This window comes from Xanthomonas arboricola (assembly GCF_002940665.1).
In the GTDB taxonomy this organism is placed as follows: domain Bacteria; phylum Pseudomonadota; class Gammaproteobacteria; order Xanthomonadales; family Xanthomonadaceae; genus Xanthomonas; species Xanthomonas arboricola_B.
Genome location: NZ_MIGY01000003.1, coordinates 250,926 through 271,354 on the forward strand (window position 1 = coordinate 250,926; position 20,429 = coordinate 271,354).

A 20,429-nucleotide genomic window follows, 5' to 3' on the forward strand; every position below is an offset into this window, starting at 1 on the left:
GTGGCGACGCCTGCCATGCATCCAGCACCTTCCGCTGCCGCCGTGCCGCGCCATATCGCCATCATCATGGATGGCAACGGGCGTTGGGCGCAGCGTCGGCGGCGTCCGCGCATGATCGGCCATCGCGCCGGCGCGCGCGCGGTCAATCGCACCATCGATTTCTGCCTGGAAAAAGGCGTCTCGGCGCTCACCCTGTTCGCGTTTTCCAGTGAAAACTGGGGGCGCCCGCAGGAAGAAGTCGATGCGCTGATGAAGCTGTTCCTGCATGCGCTCGATCGCGAGGTCGACGAGCTGCAGCGCCGTGGCGTGCAAGTGCGCTTCATCGGCGATCGCAGCCGCTTTGCGGCGCCGCTGCGCGAGCGCATGCTCGGTGCCGAACGCATCACTGCCGCCAATGCGCGGCTGGTGCTGAGCATCGCCGCCAGCTACGGCGGCCGTCAGGACATTGCGCTGGCCGCGCGGGCATTGGCCGAAGAGGTGGCCGCCGGTCGCCTGCAACCGCAGCAGATCGACGAAGCGCTGCTGGCCAGCCGCGTCGCGCTGGCCGATCTGCCGGCGCCGGACCTGTTCATCCGCACCGGTGGCGACACCCGCATCAGCAATTTCCTGCTGTGGCAGCTGGCTTATACCGAACTGTGGTTCACCGAAACCCTGTGGCCGGAGTTCGACGCCGGCGTGCTGCAGCAGGCACTGGACGACTATGCCGGGCGCGAACGTCGCTTCGGTCTGACCAGCGCCCAGATCGCCGACAAGGCGACGGAGAGCTCGTCCGCATGACCAAGACCCGCGTGATTGCCGCGCTGATCATGGCGCCGCTCGCCATCTGCGCGATCGTGCTGCTGCCCACGCAGTGGCTGGCGGCGCTGGCAGCGATCCTGTTCCTGACCGGCCTGTGGGAGTGGCTCAAGCTCTCCGGCATCGACGACAGCCTGCCGCGCACCGTGCTGCTGATGCTCAATCTGCTGCTGATGGTGCTGATGGTCTGGGCCTCGGCCGGCTCAATGGTGCTGTTCCAGATCGCCGCCTTGGTGGGTGTGGTCTGGTGGCTGCTGGCGCTGCTGTGGCTGCGCTTTTTCACCTTCGGTGCCGATCACGGCAACGGCCAGGCGCGCGCGCTCAAGCTCGCCGCAGGCACGCTGGCGGTCCTGCCGGCCTGGGCCGCGCTGGTGCTGCTGCATGCCAACCCGGACAAGGGCAATCTGTGGCTGCTGACCGCGCTGACCATGGTGTGGGCGGCCGATTCGGGCGCCTATTTCGCCGGCCGCGCGTTCGGCAAGCACAAGCTGGCGCCGCGGGTCAGCCCCAACAAGACCATCGAAGGCCTGCTCGGCGGCCTGTTCGCCGGCATCGTGGTCGCCTGCGCCTTCGGCTGGCTGGCCGGACTCACCCTGGCGCATGTGCCGCAACTGGTCCTGGTCTCGGCAGTGGCGGTGCTGGCCTCGGTGCTGGGCGATCTGTTCGAGAGCCTGCTCAAGCGCCACGCCGGCGCCAAGGACTCGGGTGCGGTGATTCCGGGCCACGGTGGTGTGCTGGATCGTATCGACGGCGTACTCGCCGCCCTGCCGGTGTTCGCACTCGGCAAGGAAATTCTCGGATTTTAGGCATGGCTGGCTCCCCTCTCCGTCAGGTCGCCGTGCTCGGCGCCACCGGCTCGATCGGTGCGTCGGCACTGGATGTGATTGCCCGTCATCCGCAGCGGCTGCGCGCCAGCGTGTTGTCGGCCGGCAGCAAGCTCGACGCCCTGCTGGCGCTATGCGTCACCCACCGCCCTGCGCATGCGGTGATTGCCGACCCATCCCTGTATCCGGCGCTACGCGACGGTCTGCGTGCGGCCGGATTGGCCACCCAGGCGCATGCCGGTGCCGACGCCCTGGACGCGCTGGCCGCCAGCGATGCCTGCGACACCGTGGTCGCGGCGATCGTGGGAGCGGCCGGCCTGCCCTCCACGCTGGCTGCGGCCCGCGCTGGCAAGCGCCTGTTGCTGGCCAACAAGGAATCGCTGGTGCTGGCCGGCGAGCTGCTGACCCGCACCGCAACTGCCGCCGGCGCCGAGATCATCCCGATCGACAGCGAACACAGCGCCATCTTCCAGTGCCTGCGTTCCTCCGATGCCAGTCGCGGCGTGCGCCGGGTGATCCTGACCGCCTCCGGCGGGCCGTTCCGGGGCTGGGACCGTGTTGCGCTAGGCGCCGTCACGCCCGCGCAGGCGGTCGCCCACCCCAAATGGTCGATGGGGCCGAAGATCTCGGTGGATTCGGCGACCTTGATGAACAAGGGCCTGGAGGTGATCGAAGCGCATCACCTGTTCGGCCTGCCCGGTGCGCAGATCGATGTACTGGTGCATCCGCAGAGCCTGGTGCACTCGCTGGTGGAATTTGTCGACGGCTCCACCCTGGCACAGCTTGGCCTGCCGGACATGCGCACCACGCTGGCAGTCGGCCTGGCGTGGCCGGACCGGGTCGAGTCCGGCGTTGGCGGGCTGGATCTGTTGACTCAGGGACGACTGGATTTCGAGGCTCCGGACATGGCCGCATTCCCGTGCCTGCGCCTGGCCTGGGAGGCGCTGGAGGCCGGTGGAACCGCGCCTGCGGTCCTGAACGCGGCCAATGAAGTGGCTGTTTCAGCGTTTCTTCAGGGCCAGGTGGGTTTCCTAGCGATTCCCGCGTTGGTCGAACACACACTGACAACGCTCCCACGGCACAATGCCGACTCCCTCGACACCCTGCTTTCTGCCGATGCGCAAGCGCGACAGATCACCGAACGCGCCCTCGCCCATCACCGCCTTCATGCCTGATCGATTTACGCAGACGAGTTGCATCCATGGGTGATTTCATCGGTTCGGTCTGGTGGATGATCGTCAGCCTGGGCGTGTTGGTGAGCTTTCACGAGTTCGGGCACTTCTGGGTCGCGCGCCGCTGCGGCGTCAAGGTGCTGCGCTTCTCGGTGGGCTTCGGTAAGCCCTTGTGGATGCGTCTCGACCGTCACGGCACCGAGTTCGTGGTGGCGGCCATCCCGCTGGGCGGCTATGTCAGGATGCTCGACGAGCGCGAAGGCGACGTCCATCCGTCCGAGCAGGACCAGGCCTTCAACCGCAAGACGGTATGGCAGCGCATCGCCATCGTGGCCGCCGGCCCGATCGCCAATCTGTTGCTGTGCATGGCGATGCTGTGGGCGATGTTCGTGGTCGGCAAGCAGGATTACTCGCCCACTGTCGGCCGTGCCGATGGCCTGGCCGCCGAAGCCGGCCTGACCCCGGGCGAGCGCATCGTGCGCATCGACGGACGCACCGTCAGCAGTTGGAGCGATGCCAGCATGCAGCTCACCACGGCGGCGATGGACAAGCGCGATATCCGCGTGCTGACCGCCACCGACGGCGCCGGCAACCGCGAGCACACCCTGCGGCTGTCGCAGCTGCCGGCCGGCTTTGACGAGCGCCGCGTGGCGTCGCTGGCCGGCATCGGCTGGCAGTTCATGCTGCAGCCGCCGGTCGTGGGCCAGGTGGTCGCCGGCTCTGCGGCGCAGGGGCTGCTGCAGCCGGGCGACCGCATCGTGGCCATCGACGGCCAGCCGATCCGTTCGGCCGACGAGATTCCTGTCCAACTGCAGGCACTGGGCGCGCAGGGCGGCACCGGCATGATCGAAGTCGCGCGCGGCGGAGACCGGCTGGCGCTGGAGATCGCCCCACGTCGATCGCCGCAGGGCCAGTGGCTGCTGGGCGTGGGGTTTGCGGCGGCACAGGCACCTGCATACGACAGCCGCCAGCAGTATGGGGTGTTCGCCGCGGTGCCGGCGGCAATCCGTGAAACCGGCCGGATGACCGCCGATTCGCTGGGCATGATGAAGCGCATGCTGACCGGCCAGGCCTCGGTCAAGAACATTTCCGGGCCGGTCACGATTGCGCGCGCGGCCAATGCCTCGGCCGAACGCGGGCTCGACTGGTTCCTGTATTTCCTGGGATTGCTGTCGCTCAGCCTGGCGATCATCAACCTGATGCCGATCCCGATCTTGGACGGTGGGCATCTGCTGTATTACCTTATCGAGTTGGTCAAGGGCAGCCCGATCAGCGAACGGGCCATGATTGCCGGACAATATGTCGGCTTGGCGGTCCTGGCCGGGCTGATGGGACTGGCGTTCTACAACGACATCCTCGGCCTGGTTCCACGATGAAGCTGCTCCCCTCTTTCCGCCTGTTGTCGTCGTCATACGTCGGCATCCAGCAACACCCGAAATCGACTCCAACCGGATGTGACATGACGCGTCTTCCCACTCGCCGCCTGCTTGCCCTCGCTCTTGCCGCCGGCCTCAGCCTGCCAGTCGTTGCCCTGGCCGCAGAGCCGTTCGTTGCCAGCGACATCCGCGTCGACGGCCTGCAGCGCATTGCCTCCGGCACCGTGTTCACCTATCTGCCGGTGAACCGCGGCGACACCGTGGACGATGGCAAGGTCGCCGACTCGATCCGTGCGCTGTACCGCACCGGCTTCTTTGAAGACGTGCAGCTGGATCGTCAGGGCAACATCCTGGTGATCACCGTGAAAGAACGTCCGGCGATCAACAAGCTCACCGTGACCGGCAACAAGGACATCAAGTCCGAGGAGCTGCTCAAGGGTCTGGGCGACATCGGCCTGACCGAGGGCGGCACCTTTGATCGCCTGAGCCTGGACCGCGTGACCCAGGAACTGACCCGCCAGTACAACAACCGCGGCAAGTACAACGTCGAGATCACCCCGACGGTCAGCCCGCTGGACCGTAACCGCGTGGACGTGGCGATCGCGATCAAGGAAGGCAAGGCCGCCAAGATCCGCCACGTCAACCTGATCGGCACCGAAAAGTTCGCCAACGAGGACATTCTGGAGAACTGGGAATCCAAGGAGCACAACTGGGCCTCGTGGTACCGCCGCGACGACCAGTACTCCAAGGAGAAGATGTCCGGCGACCTGGAGAAGCTCAACTCCTGGTACCTGGACCGCGGCTACGTGGACTTCAGCATCGACTCCACCCAGGTGTCGATCAGCCCCGACAAGCGCGACATGTTCGTCAGCGCCGGCGTCACCGAGGGCGAGCAGTACAAGATTTCCGAGATCAAGGTCACCGGCGACACCGTGCTGCCGCAGGCCGACATCGAGCGCCTGGTCATCCCCAAGGCCGGCGACATCTTCTCGCGTGCGCTGCTGGAGTACACCTCCGATGCGATCACCAACACGCTCAGCAACGTCGGTTACGCGTTTGCCAAGGTCAACCCGCTGCCGACCCCGAACCGCGAGGACCGCACCGTTGCGGTGAACCTGCAGGTGGTGCCGGGCCCGCGCGTGACCGTGCGCCGCATCCTGTACAAGGGCAACAGCCGTACCTCCGATGAGGTGCTGCGCCGCGAAATGCGCCAGTTCGAAAACACCTGGTACTCGCAGGCGGCAATCGACCGTTCCAAGATCCGCCTGCAGCGCCTGGGCTATTTCGAGAGCGTGGACGTGGAAACGCCGGCCGTGCCGGGCAGCAACGACCAGGTTGATGTGGTCTACAACGTCAAGGAAACCACCTCCGGCAGCTTCGTGTTCGGCCTGGGTTACTCGCAGAGCTTCGGTGTGACCACCTCGGTGCAGCTGTCGCAGAACAATTTCCTGGGCGGCGGCAACCGGGTGGCGGTGGAAGCCTCGCGCAGCAGCTACCAGCAGCGCTATGCGTTCTCCTACACCAACCCGTTCTTTACCGACGACGGCGTGTCGCTGGGCTACAACCTGTCGTGGCGCTCGCTGGACTACTCGGACTTCAACACCGCGCAGTACAACAGCAAGAACGGTTCGGCGCAGGTGGTGTTCGGCGTGCCGATCACCGAAAACGATACCGTCTCGGCGATGGTCGGCGTCGACAGCAACCAGATCAACACGTTCCAGGGCCAGACCCCGCAAGCCATCATCAATTATATCGATGCGATCGGCACAAGCACCTTCCATGCCTGGCGCACCGAACTGGGCTGGGCACGCGATACCCGCAACGACTTCTTCATGCCGACCCGCGGCATGTATCAGCGCGTCGGCCTGGAGACCACCCTGCCCGGCTCCACGGTCGAGTACTACAAGTTCAACTACCAGATCTCCAACTACTGGCCGATCATCCCGGCGATCGTGTTGAACACGCGCTTCGAGCTGGGCTATGGCGACAGCTATGGCAAAGACAGCTCGCGTGAGATTTGCGGAATAGAGAGCAGTACGACATTTACCGAACAAGCCTGCAATGGCAGCAACCTGCTCCGATCCGTGACGGCCACCGGCCTGCCGTTCTACGAGAACTTCTACGCTGGCGGTACCAACTCGGTGCGCGGCTTCGAAGACAACACGCTGGGTCCACGCTCGGAAAGTACCCTGAACTACACGCGCGGCCAGCCGCTGGGTGGTTCGTTCAAGACCGTCGGTTCGGTGGAAATGTATTTCCCGAAGCTGTTCGACAGCCCGTCGGCACGCGTGTCAGCGTTCTTCGACTTCGGTAATGTCTACGATGGCGTGGACAACTTCAAGGCCAATGAGCTGCGTGCGTCCACCGGCGTGGCGCTGTTGTGGCGCGCACCGGTCGGCCCCATCTCGATCAGCTACGCGTTTCCGTTGAAGAAGGAAGACAACGACGAGATCGAACGTCTGCAGTTCACCTTCGGCGGTCAGTTCTAACCGCCAACGGCAACAAAAAGGCGGCTCGCTTGTGCGAGCCGCCCGTGTATCGCCGGTGGGGATGTCGGCCGGTCAGAACCAGCTGTCGAACCATGTGGAAACAGTGTTGGACAGGCAGCTGGCGATGTCGCCGGCAGGCAGGCTGAGACACTGCAGCTGCTGCTCACCGGTCGCCCTGCCCTGCTCGACATCGAAGGATTGGGCCGATGCACTTGCGACCGCGCCCATCATGACCAGACCACCAAGGATGGAAGGAACGGTTTTCATATGCTTGCTCCTGGATTCGCCGCTTGATCGCGACAGCACCCTAGATACGCAGGCTTTGTTGGGAACTGCTTAATGGTGTTTTTTCCCCGTTAAAGCCGCTCTCCCGCATTTACAAGAGGTTCACCCTGATGCGCTTGACCGCCAGTGCGATTGCCGAACAATTTGGTCTGACCCTCGTCGGTGATGGCGCCATCGAAGTCAGTGGCGTCGCCACCCTGGCGCATGCCGGCGCCGGACAACTGAGCTTCCTGTCCAATCCACGCTACCGTCCGCAGCTGGGCCAGACGCAGGCCGCAGTGGTGGTCCTGCGCGCCGACGACGCGCAGGACGCACGCGGCACCGCGCTGGTCGCCAAGGATCCCTATACCGCCTTCGCCAAGATCGCCGCCCTGTTCGACGTGGCGCCGGTGCGCGAGCCGGGCATCCACCCGTCCGCGGCGATCGACCCCAGCGCACAGGTATCGCCAAACGCACACGTCGGCCCGTTCGTCAGCATCGGTGCGCGCAGCCGCGTGGGCGATGGCTGCGTGATCGGCACCGGCAGCATCATCGGCGAGGACTGCGTGGTCGATGACGGCAGCGAGCTGCTCGCCCGCGTCACCCTGGTGACCCGGGTGCGCCTGGGCAAGCGCGTACGCATTCATCCAGGTGCGGTGATCGGCGCCGACGGCTTCGGCCTGGCGATGGATGCCGGCCACTGGATCAAGGTCCCGCAACTGGGCGGCGTGGTGATCGGCGACGATTGCGAGATTGGCGCCAACACCTGCATCGACCGCGGCGCCCTGGAAGACACCGTGCTGGAAGAGGACGTGCGCGTGGATAACCTGGTGCAGATCGCGCATAACTGCCACATCGGCGCACACAGCGCCATCGCCGGCTGCACCGGGATTGCCGGCAGCGCCAGGATCGGCCGTTACTGCCTGCTCGGCGGGCATGTCGGCGTGGTCGGGCATCTGGAGATCTGCGACAAGGTGGTGATCACCGGCAAGTCGGTGGTGCGCAATTCCATCCATGCGCCGGGCGAGTATTCGTCCGGGACCCCTCTCACCGACAATCGCACGTGGCGCAAGAATGCCGCGCGCTTCAAACAACTCGATGTGCTGGCAAGGCGCATCCTGGCTGTGGGCAAGGAGAAAGAATGAGTCACCCCACCTACGAGCTGCCGATCGACGTCAACCAGATCCAGACGCTGATTCCGCACCGCTATCCGTTTCTGCTGATCGACAGGGTTGTCGAGCTTGACCTGGATGCCAAGCGCATCGTCGGGCAGAAGAACGTCAGCATCAACGAGCCATTTTTTCAGGGCCATTTCCCCACCCGCCCGGTGATGCCCGGCGTGCTGATCATCGAGGCATTGGCGCAGGCCGGTGGCGTGATGACCCAGCTCGGACTGGGACGCGACGCGCTGTCCAAGCTGTTCTACATGGTCAAGGTCGACAACGCCCGCTTCAACAAGCAGGTGGTGCCGGGCGACGTGCTCATGCTGGAAGTGCAGATGAAGCGCTTGATCCGCAACATGGGATGCTATTACGGCGAGGCCAAGGTCAACGGCGAAGTCGTGGCCAGTGCCGAAGTCATGTGCGCCGGCGCCAAGGAATAATCCGTTTTTGGAGGTGAGACACGATGCGTGATCAAGCACCCTTGATTCATCCCACCGCCGTCATCGATCCGGCGGCGCAACTGGCCAGCGATGTGCGCGTGGGCGCGTTTTCGTTGATCGGCGCCGATGTGCAGATCGATGCGGGCACCGAGGTGGGGCCGCATTGCTCGATCCACGGCCCGACCCGCATCGGCCGCAACAACCGCTTCATCGGCCACGCCGCGATCGGCGGCGAACCGCAGGACAAGAAATACGCCGGCGAGCGCACCGAGCTGGTGATCGGCAACGGCAACGTGATCCGCGAATTCGTCACCATCAATCGCGGCACCGGCGGCGGTGGCGGCATCACCGTGGTCGGCGACGACAACTGGATGCTGGCCTACACCCACGTGGCGCACGACTGCCATGTCGGCAACCACTGCGTGTTTTCCAACAACACCACGCTGGCCGGCCATGTCAGCGTGGGCGACTACGTGATCATCAGCGGCTTTGCCGGTGCGCATCAGTTCTGCCGGATCGGCGCGCATGCCTTCCTGGGCATGGGTGCGCTGACCAACGGCGACGTCCCACCGTTCACCATGGTCGGCAGCGAATCGCTGGGCCGCCCGCGCGGCATCAACAGCGAAGGGCTCAAGCGGCGCGGCTTCGATGCCGAGCGCATCACCGCGATCAAGCGCGCCTACCGCACGCTGTACGTCGCCGGCCTGCCGCTGGCCGAAGCCAAGCTGCAGCTGGCCGAACAGGCCAAGAGCAGCGAGGACGTGCGCGGGCTGCTCGCGTTCATTGAGGCGGCGGAAAGGCCGTTGTTGCGATGAGGGAAATTGGGAATCGGGAATCGGGAATCGATGCAGGCGCGCACGCTGACGCGCCTGCCGCCGGCCCATCGCCAGCACTTCCGATTCCCCATTCTCCATTGCCGATTCCCAGCGCGCAAACGCGCGCCCCACGCATCGCGCTGATCGCTGGCGAAGCCTCCGGCGACATCCTGGGTGCAGGGTTGATCGACCAGCTGCGTCGCCGCTATCCGGCTGCCGAGTTCGTCGGCATCGGTGGCGATGCGATGCGTGGTGCCGGCTGCCAGACCTGGTTCGATGCCAGCGAGCTGGCGGTGATGGGGCTGACCGAAGTACTGCAGCATCTGCCGCGGCTGCTGAAGCTGCGCCGCGCCTTCCGCGAGCGGGTGCTGGCGTGGAAGCCGGACGTGTTCATCGGCATCGACGCGCCCGATTTCAATCTGTCGGTCGAACGCTGGCTCAAGCAGCGTGGCGTGCGCACCGTGCATTACGTCAGCCCGTCGGTGTGGGCATGGCGCGAGAAGCGTGCGGAGAAGATCGGCGCCAGCGCCGACCTGGTGCTGTGCCTGTTTCCGATGGAACCGCCAATCTACGCCAGGCACGGCATCGATGCGCGGTTTGTCGGCCACCCGATGGCCGACGACATCGCCTACCAGGCCGATCGCGACGCCGCGCGCGCCAAACTGGGCCTGTCCGCCTCCAGCACCGTGCTGGCGGTGTTGCCCGGCAGCCGGCACGGCGAAATCAGCAAGCTCGGCGATACGTTCTTCCAGGCTGCCTGGCTGGTGTCCGAGCACCTGTCCAACCTGCACGTGCTGGTACCGGCAGCCAATCCTGGCTGCAAGCAGCTGCTGGCCGAGCAGTTGTCGCGTTCGTCGCTGCCGGTGCTGCGTTCGCACCTGCTCGAGGGCCAGGCGCGCACCGCGATGCTGGCCGCCGACGTGGTGCTGCTGGCGTCGGGCACCGCGACGCTGGAGGCGATGCTGGTCAAGCGCCCGATGGTGGTCGGCTACAAGGTCGCCCCGCTCACCTACCGCATCGTCAAGACGCTGGGCCTGCTCAAGGTCAACCGCTACGCATTGCCCAACATCCTGGCCAACGACGACCTCGCCCCCGAGCTGATGCAGGACGACTGCACGCCGGAACGCCTGTGCGTGGCCCTGCTGGACTGGTTCAAGCAACCGGAAAAAGTCGCCGCCCTGCAGCCGCGCTATCTCGCCCTGCACGCGCAACTGCGCCGCGACGCGTCGGCGCGCGCGGCCGACGCGGTGGCTGAGCTGCTGACGCAGCTGGAATCGGGAATCGGGAGTGGGGAATCGGCAGGAGCTGGGTCGTGAAGCGCTTGACTTCCCACGGTACCGTTATGGCTCCGACCAGGCAGGACACGCTTTTTCACGATTCCCGATTCCCGATTCCCGATTCGCGGTTGATCGCCGGTGTCGACGAGGCCGGCCGCGGCCCGCTCGCCGGGCCGGTGGCGGTGGCGGCGGTGGTGTTCGACCCGAGCAAGCCGCGCATCAACGGGCTGGACGATTCCAAGCAGCTGAGCGCGCAGCGGCGCGAGCAGTTGTACGCGCGCATCGTCGAGCGGGCGCTGGCGTGGTCGGTGGTACTGATCGACAGCGAGGAGATCGACCGCATCAACATCTACCAGGCGACCATGCTGGGCATGCGGCGTGCGGTGGAAGGCGTGGCGCATGTGGCCGGGTTCGCGCGCATCGACGGCAACCGGGTGCCCAAGGGCCTGCCCTGCCCGGCCGAGGCCTTGATCGGCGGCGACGCGCTCGATCGCGCCATCATGGCCGCCTCGATCGTGGCCAAGGTCACCCGCGACCGCCTGATGCACGAGCTGCACGCCCGACACCCCGAATACCGCTTCGACCAGCACAAGGGCTACGCCACGCCGGTGCATCTGGCCGCGCTGCGCAGCCACGGGCCGTGCCCGCAGCACCGCCGCAGCTTCGCCCCGGTGCGGCGTGCGCTGGGAATGGAGGCGTCGCAGTCGCAGTGGGACGTGCCCTGCGCGGCGCCGGCCGATGACCTGCTGCTGGCCGACTGAGCGACCGCAATTCAGGCCGAGCTAGCCCGGTAATGGCGCAAGCATCCATGCGCGCGGATGCGACCGGCTCGGCCACGGCGTCGAGCGAGTCCGCACGCGCAGCCCCAGGTGGCCCCGATCCGCGCAATCGCCCCCGCCGCACTGCACGCAGCTAGCCGAAGCCTGAATCGGCCGCACCGCCCAGCCCCCGTGGCAGCTGGCCGCGGCCCTGCGCCGATGCTGTCAAGCCTTGTTCGACCCGACCACGCTCGCTACCCTGACCACGCATTATTCCGGTCTCGCATGTCCACTTCCCGCTTCGTCCATCTGCACGTCCACACCGAGTTCTCGCTGGCGGATTCCACCATCCGCGTGCCCGAGAAACCGGATCAGGCTGACCCGAAAAAGGCCAAGCAGGCCAACCTGCTGAGCCGGGCGGTCGAGCTCGACATGCCCGCACTGGCAGTCACCGACCTCAACAACCTGTTCGCGCTGGTCAAGTTCTACAAGGCCGCCGAAGGCGTGGGCATCAAGCCGATCGCCGGCGCCGACGTGATGATCGCCACCCCGGACATGCCGCCCTGGCGCATGACCCTGCTGTGCCGCGACCGCGAAGGTTACCTGAGCCTGTCGCGCCTGCTGACCCGCGCCTGGATGGAAGGCCACCGCCCCGAAGGCGGCGTGGCGATCCACCCGGAGTGGCTGCAGAGCGGCCACGCCAACCTGTTCGCCCTGGCCGGGCGCGACAGCCTGGCCGGACGCCTGTTCGGCGAAGGCCGCGCCGATCTGGCCGAGCAGCAGCTGGCCGACTGGCAGCGCGTGTTCGGCGACGGCCTGCACCTGGAACTGACCCGCACCGGGCGCGAGGGCGAAGAACGCTTCAACCAGTTCGCGCTGCATGCGGCGGGTGTGCGCGGCCTGCCGGTGGTGGCCAGCAACGATGTGCGCTTCCTGTACGCCAGCGACTTCGATGCGCACGAGGCGCGTGTATGCATTTCCTCGGGCCGCGTGCTCGACGATCCCAAACGCCCGCGCGAGTACAGCGACCAGCAGTACCTGAAGTCCGGCGACGAAATGGCCGCGCTGTTCGCCGACGTGCCCGATGCGATCGACAACACGCTGGCGCTGGCGCAGCGCTGCAACATCGAGATGCGCCTGGGCACCTACTTCCTGCCCGCCTACCCGGTGCCCGAAGACGAGACGCTGGACAGCTGGATCCGCAGCCAGTCGCGCGATGGTCTGGCCGCGCGCCTGGAAAAGAACCCGATCGCGCCCGGCAAGACCCGCCAGGACTATGTCGACCGGCTGGAATTCGAGCTGGACACCATCATCAAGATGGGCTTCCCCGGCTACTTCCTGATCGTGGCCGACTTCATCCAGTGGGGCAAGCACCAGGGCATTCCGATCGGCCCGGGCCGCGGTTCCGGTGCCGGCTCGCTGGTGGCGTGGGCACTGCAGATCACCGACCTGGATCCGCTGCCGTACAACCTGCTGTTCGAGCGCTTCCTCAATCCCGAACGCGTGTCGATGCCCGACTTCGACATCGACTTCTGCATGGATCGCCGCGACGAGGTGATCGACTATGTGGCGCGCAAGTACGGGCGCGAACGGGTCAGCCAGATCATCACCTACGGCACAATGGCGGCCAAGGCGGTGGTGCGCGACGCAGGGCGTGTGCTCGGCTTCAGCTACGGTCTTGTCGACAGCGTCGCCAAGCTGATTCCCAACATCCTGGGCATCACGCTCAAGGATGCGATGGGCGAAGGCAAGGACTCGGAGATGGCCTCGCCAGACCTGATCCAGCGCTATCAGGTCGAAGACGACGTGCGCGACCTGATGGATCTGGCCCGTCAGCTCGAAGACCTCACCCGCAACGCCGGCAAGCACGCCGGCGGCGTGGTGATCGCGCCGGAGCCGCTCTCCGAGTTCTGCCCGCTGTTCGCCGAACACGACGAAGACGGGCGCGGCAAGAATCAGGTCACCCAGTTCGACAAGGACGATGTTGAAGCGGTCGGCCTGGTGAAGTTCGACTTCCTCGGCCTGCGCACGCTGACCATCATCGACTGGGCGGTCAAGGCGATCAACGTGCGCCATGCGCGCGCCGGCATCGACCCGGTCGACATCACCGCCATTCCGCTCGACGACGTGCCCACCTATAAGGGCGTGTTCGCCTCGGGCAATACCGGCGCGGTGTTCCAGTTCGAATCCTCGGGCATGCGCCGCCTGCTCAAGGACGCCCGCCCGGACCGCTTCGAAGACCTGATCGCGCTGGTATCGCTGTACCGCCCCGGCCCGATGGACCTGATCCCGGACTTCAACGCCCGTAAACACGGCCAGCAGGAGATCGTCTACCCGGATCCGCGCACCGAGGCCATCCTGAAGGACACCTACGGCATCATGGTGTACCAGGAGCAGGTCATGCAGATGGCGCAGATCGTCGGCGACTACTCGCTGGGCGGCGCCGACCTGCTGCGCCGCGCGATGGGCAAGAAGGTGCCGGCCGAGATGGCCAAGCACCGCGAGATCTTCCGCGAGGGCGCGGCCAAGGGCGGGGTGAGCGCGGCCAAGGCCGACGAGATCTTCGACCTGATGGAGAAGTTCGCCGGCTACGGCTTCAACAAGTCGCACGCCGCCGCCTACGCACTGGTCAGCTACCAGACCGCATGGCTGAAACGGCATTACCCGGCCGAATTCATGGCCGCGACGCTGTCCTCGGACATGGACAACACCGACAAGGTGGTGGGCTTTCTCGATGAGGTGCGCAATCTCGGCCTGACCGTCAAACCGCCGCGCGTCAACGAGTCGGCCTACATGTTCGAGGCCGCCAGCCCGGACACGATTCAGTACGGCCTGGGCGCGATCAAGGGCGTCGGCCAGGGCGCCTGCGAGGCGATCGTCGAAGAACGCCAGCGCGGCGGCCCCTACACCACGTTGCTGGATTTCTGCACGCGCGTGGGCACCGCCAAGCTCAACCGGCGCACGCTGGAAGCGATGATCAACGCGGGGGCGATGGACGGGCTGGGCAAGAACCGCGCCTCGCTGATGCTGCAGCTGCCGGAAGTGGTCAAGGCCACCGAGCAGTTGGCACGCGAGCGCGCCTCGGGCCAGAACTCGCTGTTCGGCGGCCCGGACCCGAGTGCGCCGGCGTTGCGTCTGGACCTGCCCGAAGGCAAGGAGTGGCCGCTGGGCCAGTTGCTCACCGGCGAGCGCGAAACGCTGGGCTTCTATCTCAGCGGTCACCCGTTCGACCCGCACCGCGACGAAGTGCGCGAACTGGTCGGCTGCGACCTGGGCTCGCTGGAGAAGATCCTCGCCTCGCAACAACGTGGCGGCGGTGGCGGCGATGGCGAAAAACGCGCCTGGCGCCCGGAAGTCAGCGCGATCCTGGCCGGCCAGGTGATCGGGGTGCGGCGCAAGGGCGACAGCCAGGTGTTCGTGCAGCTCGAAGACGGCCGTGGTCGGGTCGAATGTAGCGCGTTCTCCGACGCGATGGCCGAGTTTGGGCATCTGCTCACCCGCGACCGCATCCTGATCGTCAAGGGCGGCCTACGCGAGGACGAATTCAACGGCGGCTACAGCCTGCGCATCCGCCAATGCTGGGACTACGAACAGATCTGCGCCGACCACGCGCAGCGCCTGTCGCTGCGCCTGGATCTGCGCGAAAAGCAGGCCTGGAAACGCATCGACGCCTTGCTGGCCAAGCACCGCCCCGGCAAGACCCCCCTGCGCCTGGACCTGCTGCTGCGCGCCTCCACCGGCGGCGTGGCCGGCATGCTCGACCTCAACGGCAGCCACTCGGTGCGCCTGGACCAGCAACTGCTCGACGGCCTGCGCGCCGACCCGGCGGTGCGCACGCTCAAGGTCAAGTACAACCCGCCGTGGGCGAACTGACGCGCCACCCGCCGCCGCCCCGCTCCGTTTTCACCGCAACGATCGAGTCCTGTCCCATGCGTTTTCCGTTCCTGCTCTCGTGCATGCTGCTGCTGGCCGCCTGCGGCAAGAGCCCGCAGACCTTCCACTTCGACAACCCGACTGGGCAGCCGCTGGCGCTGCAGGTGGACGGAAAGGCCCACCGCATCCCGGCGCACGCGGAGCTGGCGCTGGAGCTGGCGCCGGGCGCGCATACGCTGCAGAGCGCGCAGCTCGGGCGCGTGCCCTTCATCGTCTACGCCGACCACGACGGCGCACTGGTCAACCCGACCCTGTCCGACTACTACCTGGTCGACGAGGTCTACTGGACCGACCGCGCCCAGGCGGTCGAATTCAAAGGCGACGCCAAGGTCCAGGTGCAGGGCGTGGAGCTGACCGGCCGCTACGGCCAGGTCGATGACCTGTTCATCGCCAAGGACTGGGATTTCGATGTGCACACGCCGTTCCCGGAGACCGCCAGCGGCCAGGTCGACGGCAGCGGCGGCCGCCGCTTCCGCAAGATCTTCGCTGAAGACGCGTTCGTGGCGTACTTCGAGAGCACCCGGGGCGAGCCCGGCTACGTCGCCGCGCGGCGGCCGGCCGACTGGCACGCCCCGGCGCGCACGCCGACGCCGGACGCCGCCCGGCTGCCGCCGCTGGCGCCGGTGTTCGAGGCGCACGCCGGGCCGCTGCGCAAGCTGGTGGACGACTACCTGCACGCGACCGACCCAGCCGAACAGCGCCGCCTGCGCAAGCTGTACGTGCGTACCCAGATAGATTTCACCCATGCCACCGCCAGCCTGGGATCGCGCCTGCCGGTGATCGAGAACAAACGCCTGAACGACTTCGTCGGTGGCGTCAGCCGGATCATGAGCAGCGCCGCGCTGGTGCCGTCGCGCTGAGCGCTTCGACCGGACGGACGCGTACGGGCCGCACCCCGGCATTCGGCTACACTCCCCGCCTTACGTTGACGACACCACTGCATGAATCCTAACTACCTCGACTTCGAGCAACCCATCGCCGATTTGGAAGCAAAGATCCAGGAACTGCGCAAGGCCAGCACCGGTCCAGCAGTCAACGTGGACACCGAGGTGCGTGCGCTGCGCGACAAGCTGCGCGTGCGCACCGCACAGATCTTCCGCGACCTGTCTTCGTGGCAGATCTCGCAGCTGGCGCGCCACCCGCAGCGCCCGTACACGCTGGACTACATCGCCACCATCTGCGACGAATTCCAGGAGCTGGCCGGCGACCGCGCCTTCGCCGACGACAAGGCGATCGTCGGTGGCCTGGGCCGCATCGACGGCCGCCCGGTGGTGATCATCGGGCACCAGAAGGGTCGCGACACGAAAGAGAAGATCAAGCGCAACTTCGGCATGCCGCGCCCGGAGGGCTACCGCAAGGCGCTGCGGCTGATGAAGCTGGCCGAGCGCTTTCGCCTGCCGCTGCTGACCTTCATCGATACCGCCGGCGCCTGGCCCGGGATCGATGCCGAGTCGCGCGGTCAGTCCGAGGCCATTGCCCGCAACCTCATCGAGATGGCCGAGCTCAAGGTGCCGGTGATCTGCACGGTGATCGGCGAAGGCGGCTCCGGCGGCGCACTGGCGATCGGCGTGGGCGACCGCACCCTGATGCTGGAGTACGGCACCTATTCGGTCATTACCCCGGAAGGGTGCGCCTCGATCCTGTGGAAAACTGCCGACAAGGCCAAGGACGCCGCAGAGCAGCTCGGCATCACCGCCACGCGCCTGAAGGGTCTTGGTCTGGTCGACAAGGTGATCCGCGAACCCACCGGCGGCGCGCACCGCAACCCCGCGCAGATGGGCAAGCGCCTGAAGGCCGTACTGCTCAACGAGCTGGAAGCGCTGGAAAAGCTGCCGGTCGAGGGCCTGCTGCAGCGTCGTTACGAGCGCCTGCGCAGCTACGGCGCTTACGAAGGCAATTGATCGGCGCGCTGTAGGCGCACCTGGATTGCGGATGCTGGGATTGGGGATTCGTCGAAAGCGACGGCCCCGGTGACACACCGCGCTACGCTGGCAGCATGCGAAGCGGCGCCTGCCGTACTCCGCCCCGACCAACCCCTACATCCCAGCCTCAGAACGGCTTGGCCAGCACCAGCCAGATCACCCCGACCAGCAACACCACCGGCACTTCGTTGAACAGCCGCAAGGCGCGGCCGCTGGGCAGGCTGCGGCCCTGATCCACGCCCTTCAGCCAGCGCCCGGCCACGATGTAATGCGCCAGGATCAAGGCCACCGCAAACAGTTTTGCGTGCAGCCAGCCACCGGCCACCATCGTCGGGAAATCCGGAATCACCCGATAGCCCTGCCACAGCACCGCGCCCAGCAGCAGCGCCAGCCCCAGTATGCTGTGGCCGAATGTGTAGAGGCGGCGCCCCATCAGCACCAGCCGCGTACGCACCGCCGGCTCGGCACCGGCTTCGGCGATATTGACCAGGATGCGTGGCAGGTAGAACACCGCCGCCATCCAGGCAATGACGAACAACAGATGGAAGGTCTTGATCCACAGATACAGGCTCATGTGCTGGCTTCGCTGGCTGGCGTAGGATGGCCCGCATTTTCACCTATCCGCTCACGTGAAAGCACCTGACGTCCATGTCCGAACCCGACAACAAACAGTACGACGCCCACTATTTCCGCCGCTGGTACCGGGATGCCGGACTGGCCGACCCTGCGCGCCTGCGACGCAAGGTCGCACTGGCGGTAAGCCAGGCCGAGTACTACCTGGAGCGCCCGATCCGCAGCGTGCTGGATATCGGTTGCGGCGAGGCGGCCTGGCGCGCGCCGTTGTTGGCGCTACGCCCCAAGCTCAGCTATCTGGGCTTCGACAGCAGCGCCTATGCAGTGCAGCGTTACGGACGCAACCGGCAGATCCACCCTGCCCGCTTCGGCGATTTCGCCTGGCTGCGCCCGTGCGCGCCGGTGGATCTGTTGATCTGTTCGGACGTACTGCATTACGTGCCCACGCGCGAGTTCAACCAAGGCCTGCCGGGGTTGGCCGAGATGTGCGCGGGCGTGGCATTTCTGGAGACCTTCGCCGAGGAAGACGCCTTCGAGGGCGACCACGATGGTTTTCAGGCGCGGCCGGCGCGCTGGTATCGGCGCCGCTTCGCCAGCGTGGGGTTTGCCGCACTCGGTTCGCACTGCTGGTTGTCGCCGCAGTTGGCCGATGACGCGTCTGCGCTGGAGCGCGGTTGAGCAGGACGCGGCCGGGTTGAGGCGCGCATGGCGAGTGGCTTCGCCGCGTACCCTCACTCCAACCCCTCTCCCGCAGGAGAGGGGCTTTGTTTCACGCATCCCTCGCCCCGCGGGCAGAGGGACTCACTCCCTTCTCCCGCCGGGAGAAGGTACGCCGCAGGGGCGGATGAGGGTAGGCGCGAAGCCTGGTGGAGATTGAGCGCTGATGAAGGCTGAGTGCACTGGACTGCGCCCCGTACTTCACTTATTCCTCCCCTCCAGGAGAGGGGCTCGTCCAGCAAGCCGTATGGTTCTGCGACGAATACGCGCTTTCGGCTCGCGCAGCCATCCGGATGATCGCCAGAGCCGCAACCAGATCGCGGCGAATCAAGGCGCTCACGCCTGCCATAGGTTGTATGACAGCCTCTACCGTCCGCAGCCCCATTAAGGTGCAAATGCGCCAAAGGGGGTATGCTGCGCGGCAGCAAAGAGCCGCACGGATGGGTGGAATGCTTTATCAATTGCACGAGCTGACCCGCAATCTGCTAGCCCCTTGGGTGCATCAGGCCCAGGCGAACGCCAAGATGTTCTCCGACCCCGACAGCCTATGGGCCTCACTCCCCGGTGCCGAACGCATGGCGGCCAGCAACGAACTGTTCCATCGCCTGGGCAAGGAATACGAAAAGCCGGCCTGGGCGCTCGACGATGTCGAGGTCGACGGTCACTCGCTGCCGATCATCGAACGCGAGGTGCTGAGCAAGCCATTCTGCCGTCTGCTGCGCTTCAAGCGTTTCAGCGACCATGTCGAGCTGATCGGCACGATGAAGCAGCAGCCTGCCGTGCTGGTGGTGGCGCCGTTGTCCGGCCACCACGCCACGCTGCTGCGCGACACCGTGCGCACCCTGCTGCGCAACCACAAGGTCTATGTCACCGACTGGGTTGACGCGCGCATGGTGCCGCTGGAAGCCGGTGCCTTCCGGCTCGAGGACTACATCGGCTACATCCAGGAGTTCATCCGTCACATCGGCGCCGAGCGCCTGCATGTGGTGAGCGTGTGTCAGCCCACCGTGCCGGTGCTTGCGGCGGTGTCGTTGATGGCCACCAACGATGAGCCCACACCGCGCTCGCTGGTGATGATGGGCGGGCCGATCGATGCGCGCCGCAGCCCGACCCAGGTCAACAACCTGGCCACCGAGAATGGCATCGAGTGGTTCCAGAACAACCTGATCCACACCGTGCCGTTCCCGTATCCGGGCCATGGGCGGCAGGTGTATCCGGGCTTTTTGCAGCATGCCGGCTTCCTGTCGATGAACCCCAACCGGCACGTGATGTCGCATTGGGATTTCTATACTGATTTGGTCAAGGGCGACCTGCAGGACGCGCAAGCGCACCGGCAGTTCTACGACGAATACAACGCCGTGCTCGACATGCCGGCCGAGTATTACCTGGATACCATTCGCGTGGTGTTCCAGGACTTCCTGCTGCCGCAGGGCAAGTGGAAAGTGGACGGCCAGCTGGTCAAGCCGTCGGCGATCCGCAATACCGCACTGCTCAGTATCGAAGGCGAACTGGACGACATCGCCGGCCTTGGCCAGACCGAAGCGGTGCACGATCTGTGCACCGGGATCGATGCGGCGCATCGTCGTCATCTGGTGGTGGAAGGTGCCGGTCACTACGGCATCTTCAGCGGCCGTCGCTGGCGCGAAGTGGTGTACCCGCAGGTGCGCGAATTCATCGCTCGCTACGATGCCGACCCGGTGGGCAGCCGCGACCCCGCCACCGTCACCCCGATCCGCAGGCGCGGCAAACGCGCCTGATCGGCCGACAAAAACGCCCCTTGATCGAGATCGATCAAGGGGCGTTTTTTATGCGCAGATTTTGGTTCGAGTAAAGACAGCGCACTGCGTGGCAACGTGCACGGCGCCCGCACCAGACAGTTTGCCGGTCGCGTTATTGAAACTGCTTGCCACC

Annotated in this window: 17 protein-coding genes; 15 read left to right on the top strand and 2 right to left on the bottom strand. The window is 66.0% G+C overall.

Annotated features, from left to right (window positions below; genetic code table 11):
- Positions 1–15 precede the first annotated feature (15 nt).
- From uppS to bamA, 5 genes are all read left to right on the top strand, one after another.
- Complete coding sequence (uppS, locus tag XarjCFBP7645_RS14665) at positions 16–777, top strand: polyprenyl diphosphate synthase (protein WP_166775567.1); 762 nt, start codon at positions 16–18, stop codon at positions 775–777.
- Complete coding sequence (locus tag XarjCFBP7645_RS14670; RefSeq protein WP_104538116.1) at positions 774–1,601, top strand: phosphatidate cytidylyltransferase; 828 nt, start codon at positions 774–776, stop codon at positions 1,599–1,601. The genes uppS and XarjCFBP7645_RS14670 overlap by 4 nt, the downstream gene beginning before the upstream one ends.
- A gap of 2 nt (positions 1,602–1,603) precedes the next feature.
- The gene (locus XarjCFBP7645_RS14675) at positions 1,604–2,794 is read left to right on the top strand and encodes a 1-deoxy-D-xylulose-5-phosphate reductoisomerase (protein ID WP_104538117.1); all 1,191 of its coding nucleotides are present in this window, start codon (positions 1,604–1,606) and stop codon (positions 2,792–2,794) included.
- 26 nt (positions 2,795–2,820) lie between these two features.
- Positions 2,821–4,167, top strand: coding sequence for an RIP metalloprotease RseP (gene rseP, locus XarjCFBP7645_RS14680; protein WP_104538118.1), 1,347 nt, complete (start codon positions 2,821–2,823; stop codon positions 4,165–4,167).
- An 83-nt stretch (positions 4,168–4,250) separates the two neighbouring features.
- Positions 4,251–6,656, top strand: coding sequence for an outer membrane protein assembly factor BamA (bamA, locus tag XarjCFBP7645_RS14685; protein ID WP_166775563.1), 2,406 nt, complete (start codon positions 4,251–4,253; stop codon positions 6,654–6,656).
- A gap of 72 nt (positions 6,657–6,728) precedes the next feature.
- Here the strand turns inward: bamA and XarjCFBP7645_RS14690 are convergent, their stop codons facing one another.
- Positions 6,729–6,923: a hypothetical protein gene (locus tag XarjCFBP7645_RS14690; RefSeq protein WP_104538120.1), complete on the bottom strand. Its 195-nt coding sequence runs from the start codon at positions 6,921–6,923 to the stop codon at positions 6,729–6,731.
- A 128-nt stretch (positions 6,924–7,051) separates the two neighbouring features.
- On the opposite strand from XarjCFBP7645_RS14690, the gene lpxD reads away from it, so the two are divergent.
- From lpxD to XarjCFBP7645_RS14730, 8 genes are all read left to right on the top strand, one after another.
- Positions 7,052–8,065 (top strand): UDP-3-O-(3-hydroxymyristoyl)glucosamine N-acyltransferase, encoded by a 1,014-nt coding sequence (lpxD, locus tag XarjCFBP7645_RS14695; RefSeq protein WP_104538121.1) that lies wholly within the window; start codon positions 7,052–7,054, stop codon positions 8,063–8,065.
- The gene (gene fabZ / locus XarjCFBP7645_RS14700; protein WP_104538122.1) at positions 8,062–8,523 is read left to right on the top strand and encodes a 3-hydroxyacyl-ACP dehydratase FabZ; all 462 of its coding nucleotides are present in this window, start codon (positions 8,062–8,064) and stop codon (positions 8,521–8,523) included. The genes lpxD and fabZ overlap by 4 nt, the downstream gene beginning before the upstream one ends.
- 23 nt (positions 8,524–8,546) lie before the next feature.
- Positions 8,547–9,338 (top strand): acyl-ACP--UDP-N-acetylglucosamine O-acyltransferase, encoded by a 792-nt coding sequence (gene lpxA / locus XarjCFBP7645_RS14705; RefSeq protein WP_104538123.1) that lies wholly within the window; start codon positions 8,547–8,549, stop codon positions 9,336–9,338.
- A complete protein-coding gene (gene lpxB, locus XarjCFBP7645_RS14710) occupies positions 9,335–10,654 on the top strand; it encodes a lipid-A-disaccharide synthase (protein WP_104538124.1) in 1,320 nt (439 codons plus the stop codon). The genes lpxA and lpxB overlap by 4 nt, the downstream gene beginning before the upstream one ends.
- Before the next feature lie 26 nt (positions 10,655–10,680).
- Positions 10,681–11,376 (top strand): ribonuclease HII, encoded by a 696-nt coding sequence (locus tag XarjCFBP7645_RS14715; protein WP_104538125.1) that lies wholly within the window; start codon positions 10,681–10,683, stop codon positions 11,374–11,376.
- Positions 11,377–11,658: 282 nt separating this feature from the next.
- Positions 11,659–15,246, top strand: coding sequence for a DNA polymerase III subunit alpha (dnaE, locus tag XarjCFBP7645_RS14720; protein ID WP_104538126.1), 3,588 nt, complete (start codon positions 11,659–11,661; stop codon positions 15,244–15,246).
- Positions 15,247–15,302: 56 nt separating this feature from the next.
- On the top strand, positions 15,303–16,166 hold the full coding sequence (locus XarjCFBP7645_RS14725) for a hypothetical protein (protein WP_104538127.1): 864 nt from the start codon (positions 15,303–15,305) through the stop codon (positions 16,164–16,166).
- Between the two features lie 81 nt (positions 16,167–16,247).
- Complete coding sequence (locus XarjCFBP7645_RS14730) at positions 16,248–17,207, top strand: acetyl-CoA carboxylase carboxyltransferase subunit alpha (protein ID WP_104538128.1); 960 nt, start codon at positions 16,248–16,250, stop codon at positions 17,205–17,207.
- 148 nt (positions 17,208–17,355) lie between these two features.
- On the opposite strand, the gene XarjCFBP7645_RS14735 is transcribed toward XarjCFBP7645_RS14730, so the two are convergent.
- The gene (locus tag XarjCFBP7645_RS14735) at positions 17,356–17,802 is read right to left on the bottom strand and encodes a CopD family protein (protein WP_104538129.1); all 447 of its coding nucleotides are present in this window, start codon (positions 17,800–17,802) and stop codon (positions 17,356–17,358) included.
- A gap of 74 nt (positions 17,803–17,876) precedes the next feature.
- On the opposite strand from XarjCFBP7645_RS14735, the gene XarjCFBP7645_RS14740 reads away from it, so the two are divergent.
- Together XarjCFBP7645_RS14740 and XarjCFBP7645_RS14745 are read left to right on the top strand one after the other, a co-directional pair.
- Entirely contained in the window at positions 17,877–18,479 is a 603-nt protein-coding gene (locus XarjCFBP7645_RS14740; RefSeq protein ID WP_104538130.1) for a class I SAM-dependent methyltransferase, read from the top strand.
- A gap of 488 nt (positions 18,480–18,967) precedes the next feature.
- Positions 18,968–20,275: a polyhydroxyalkanoate depolymerase gene (locus XarjCFBP7645_RS14745; RefSeq protein WP_166775558.1), complete on the top strand. Its 1,308-nt coding sequence runs from the start codon at positions 18,968–18,970 to the stop codon at positions 20,273–20,275.
- Positions 20,276–20,429 lie beyond the last annotated feature (154 nt).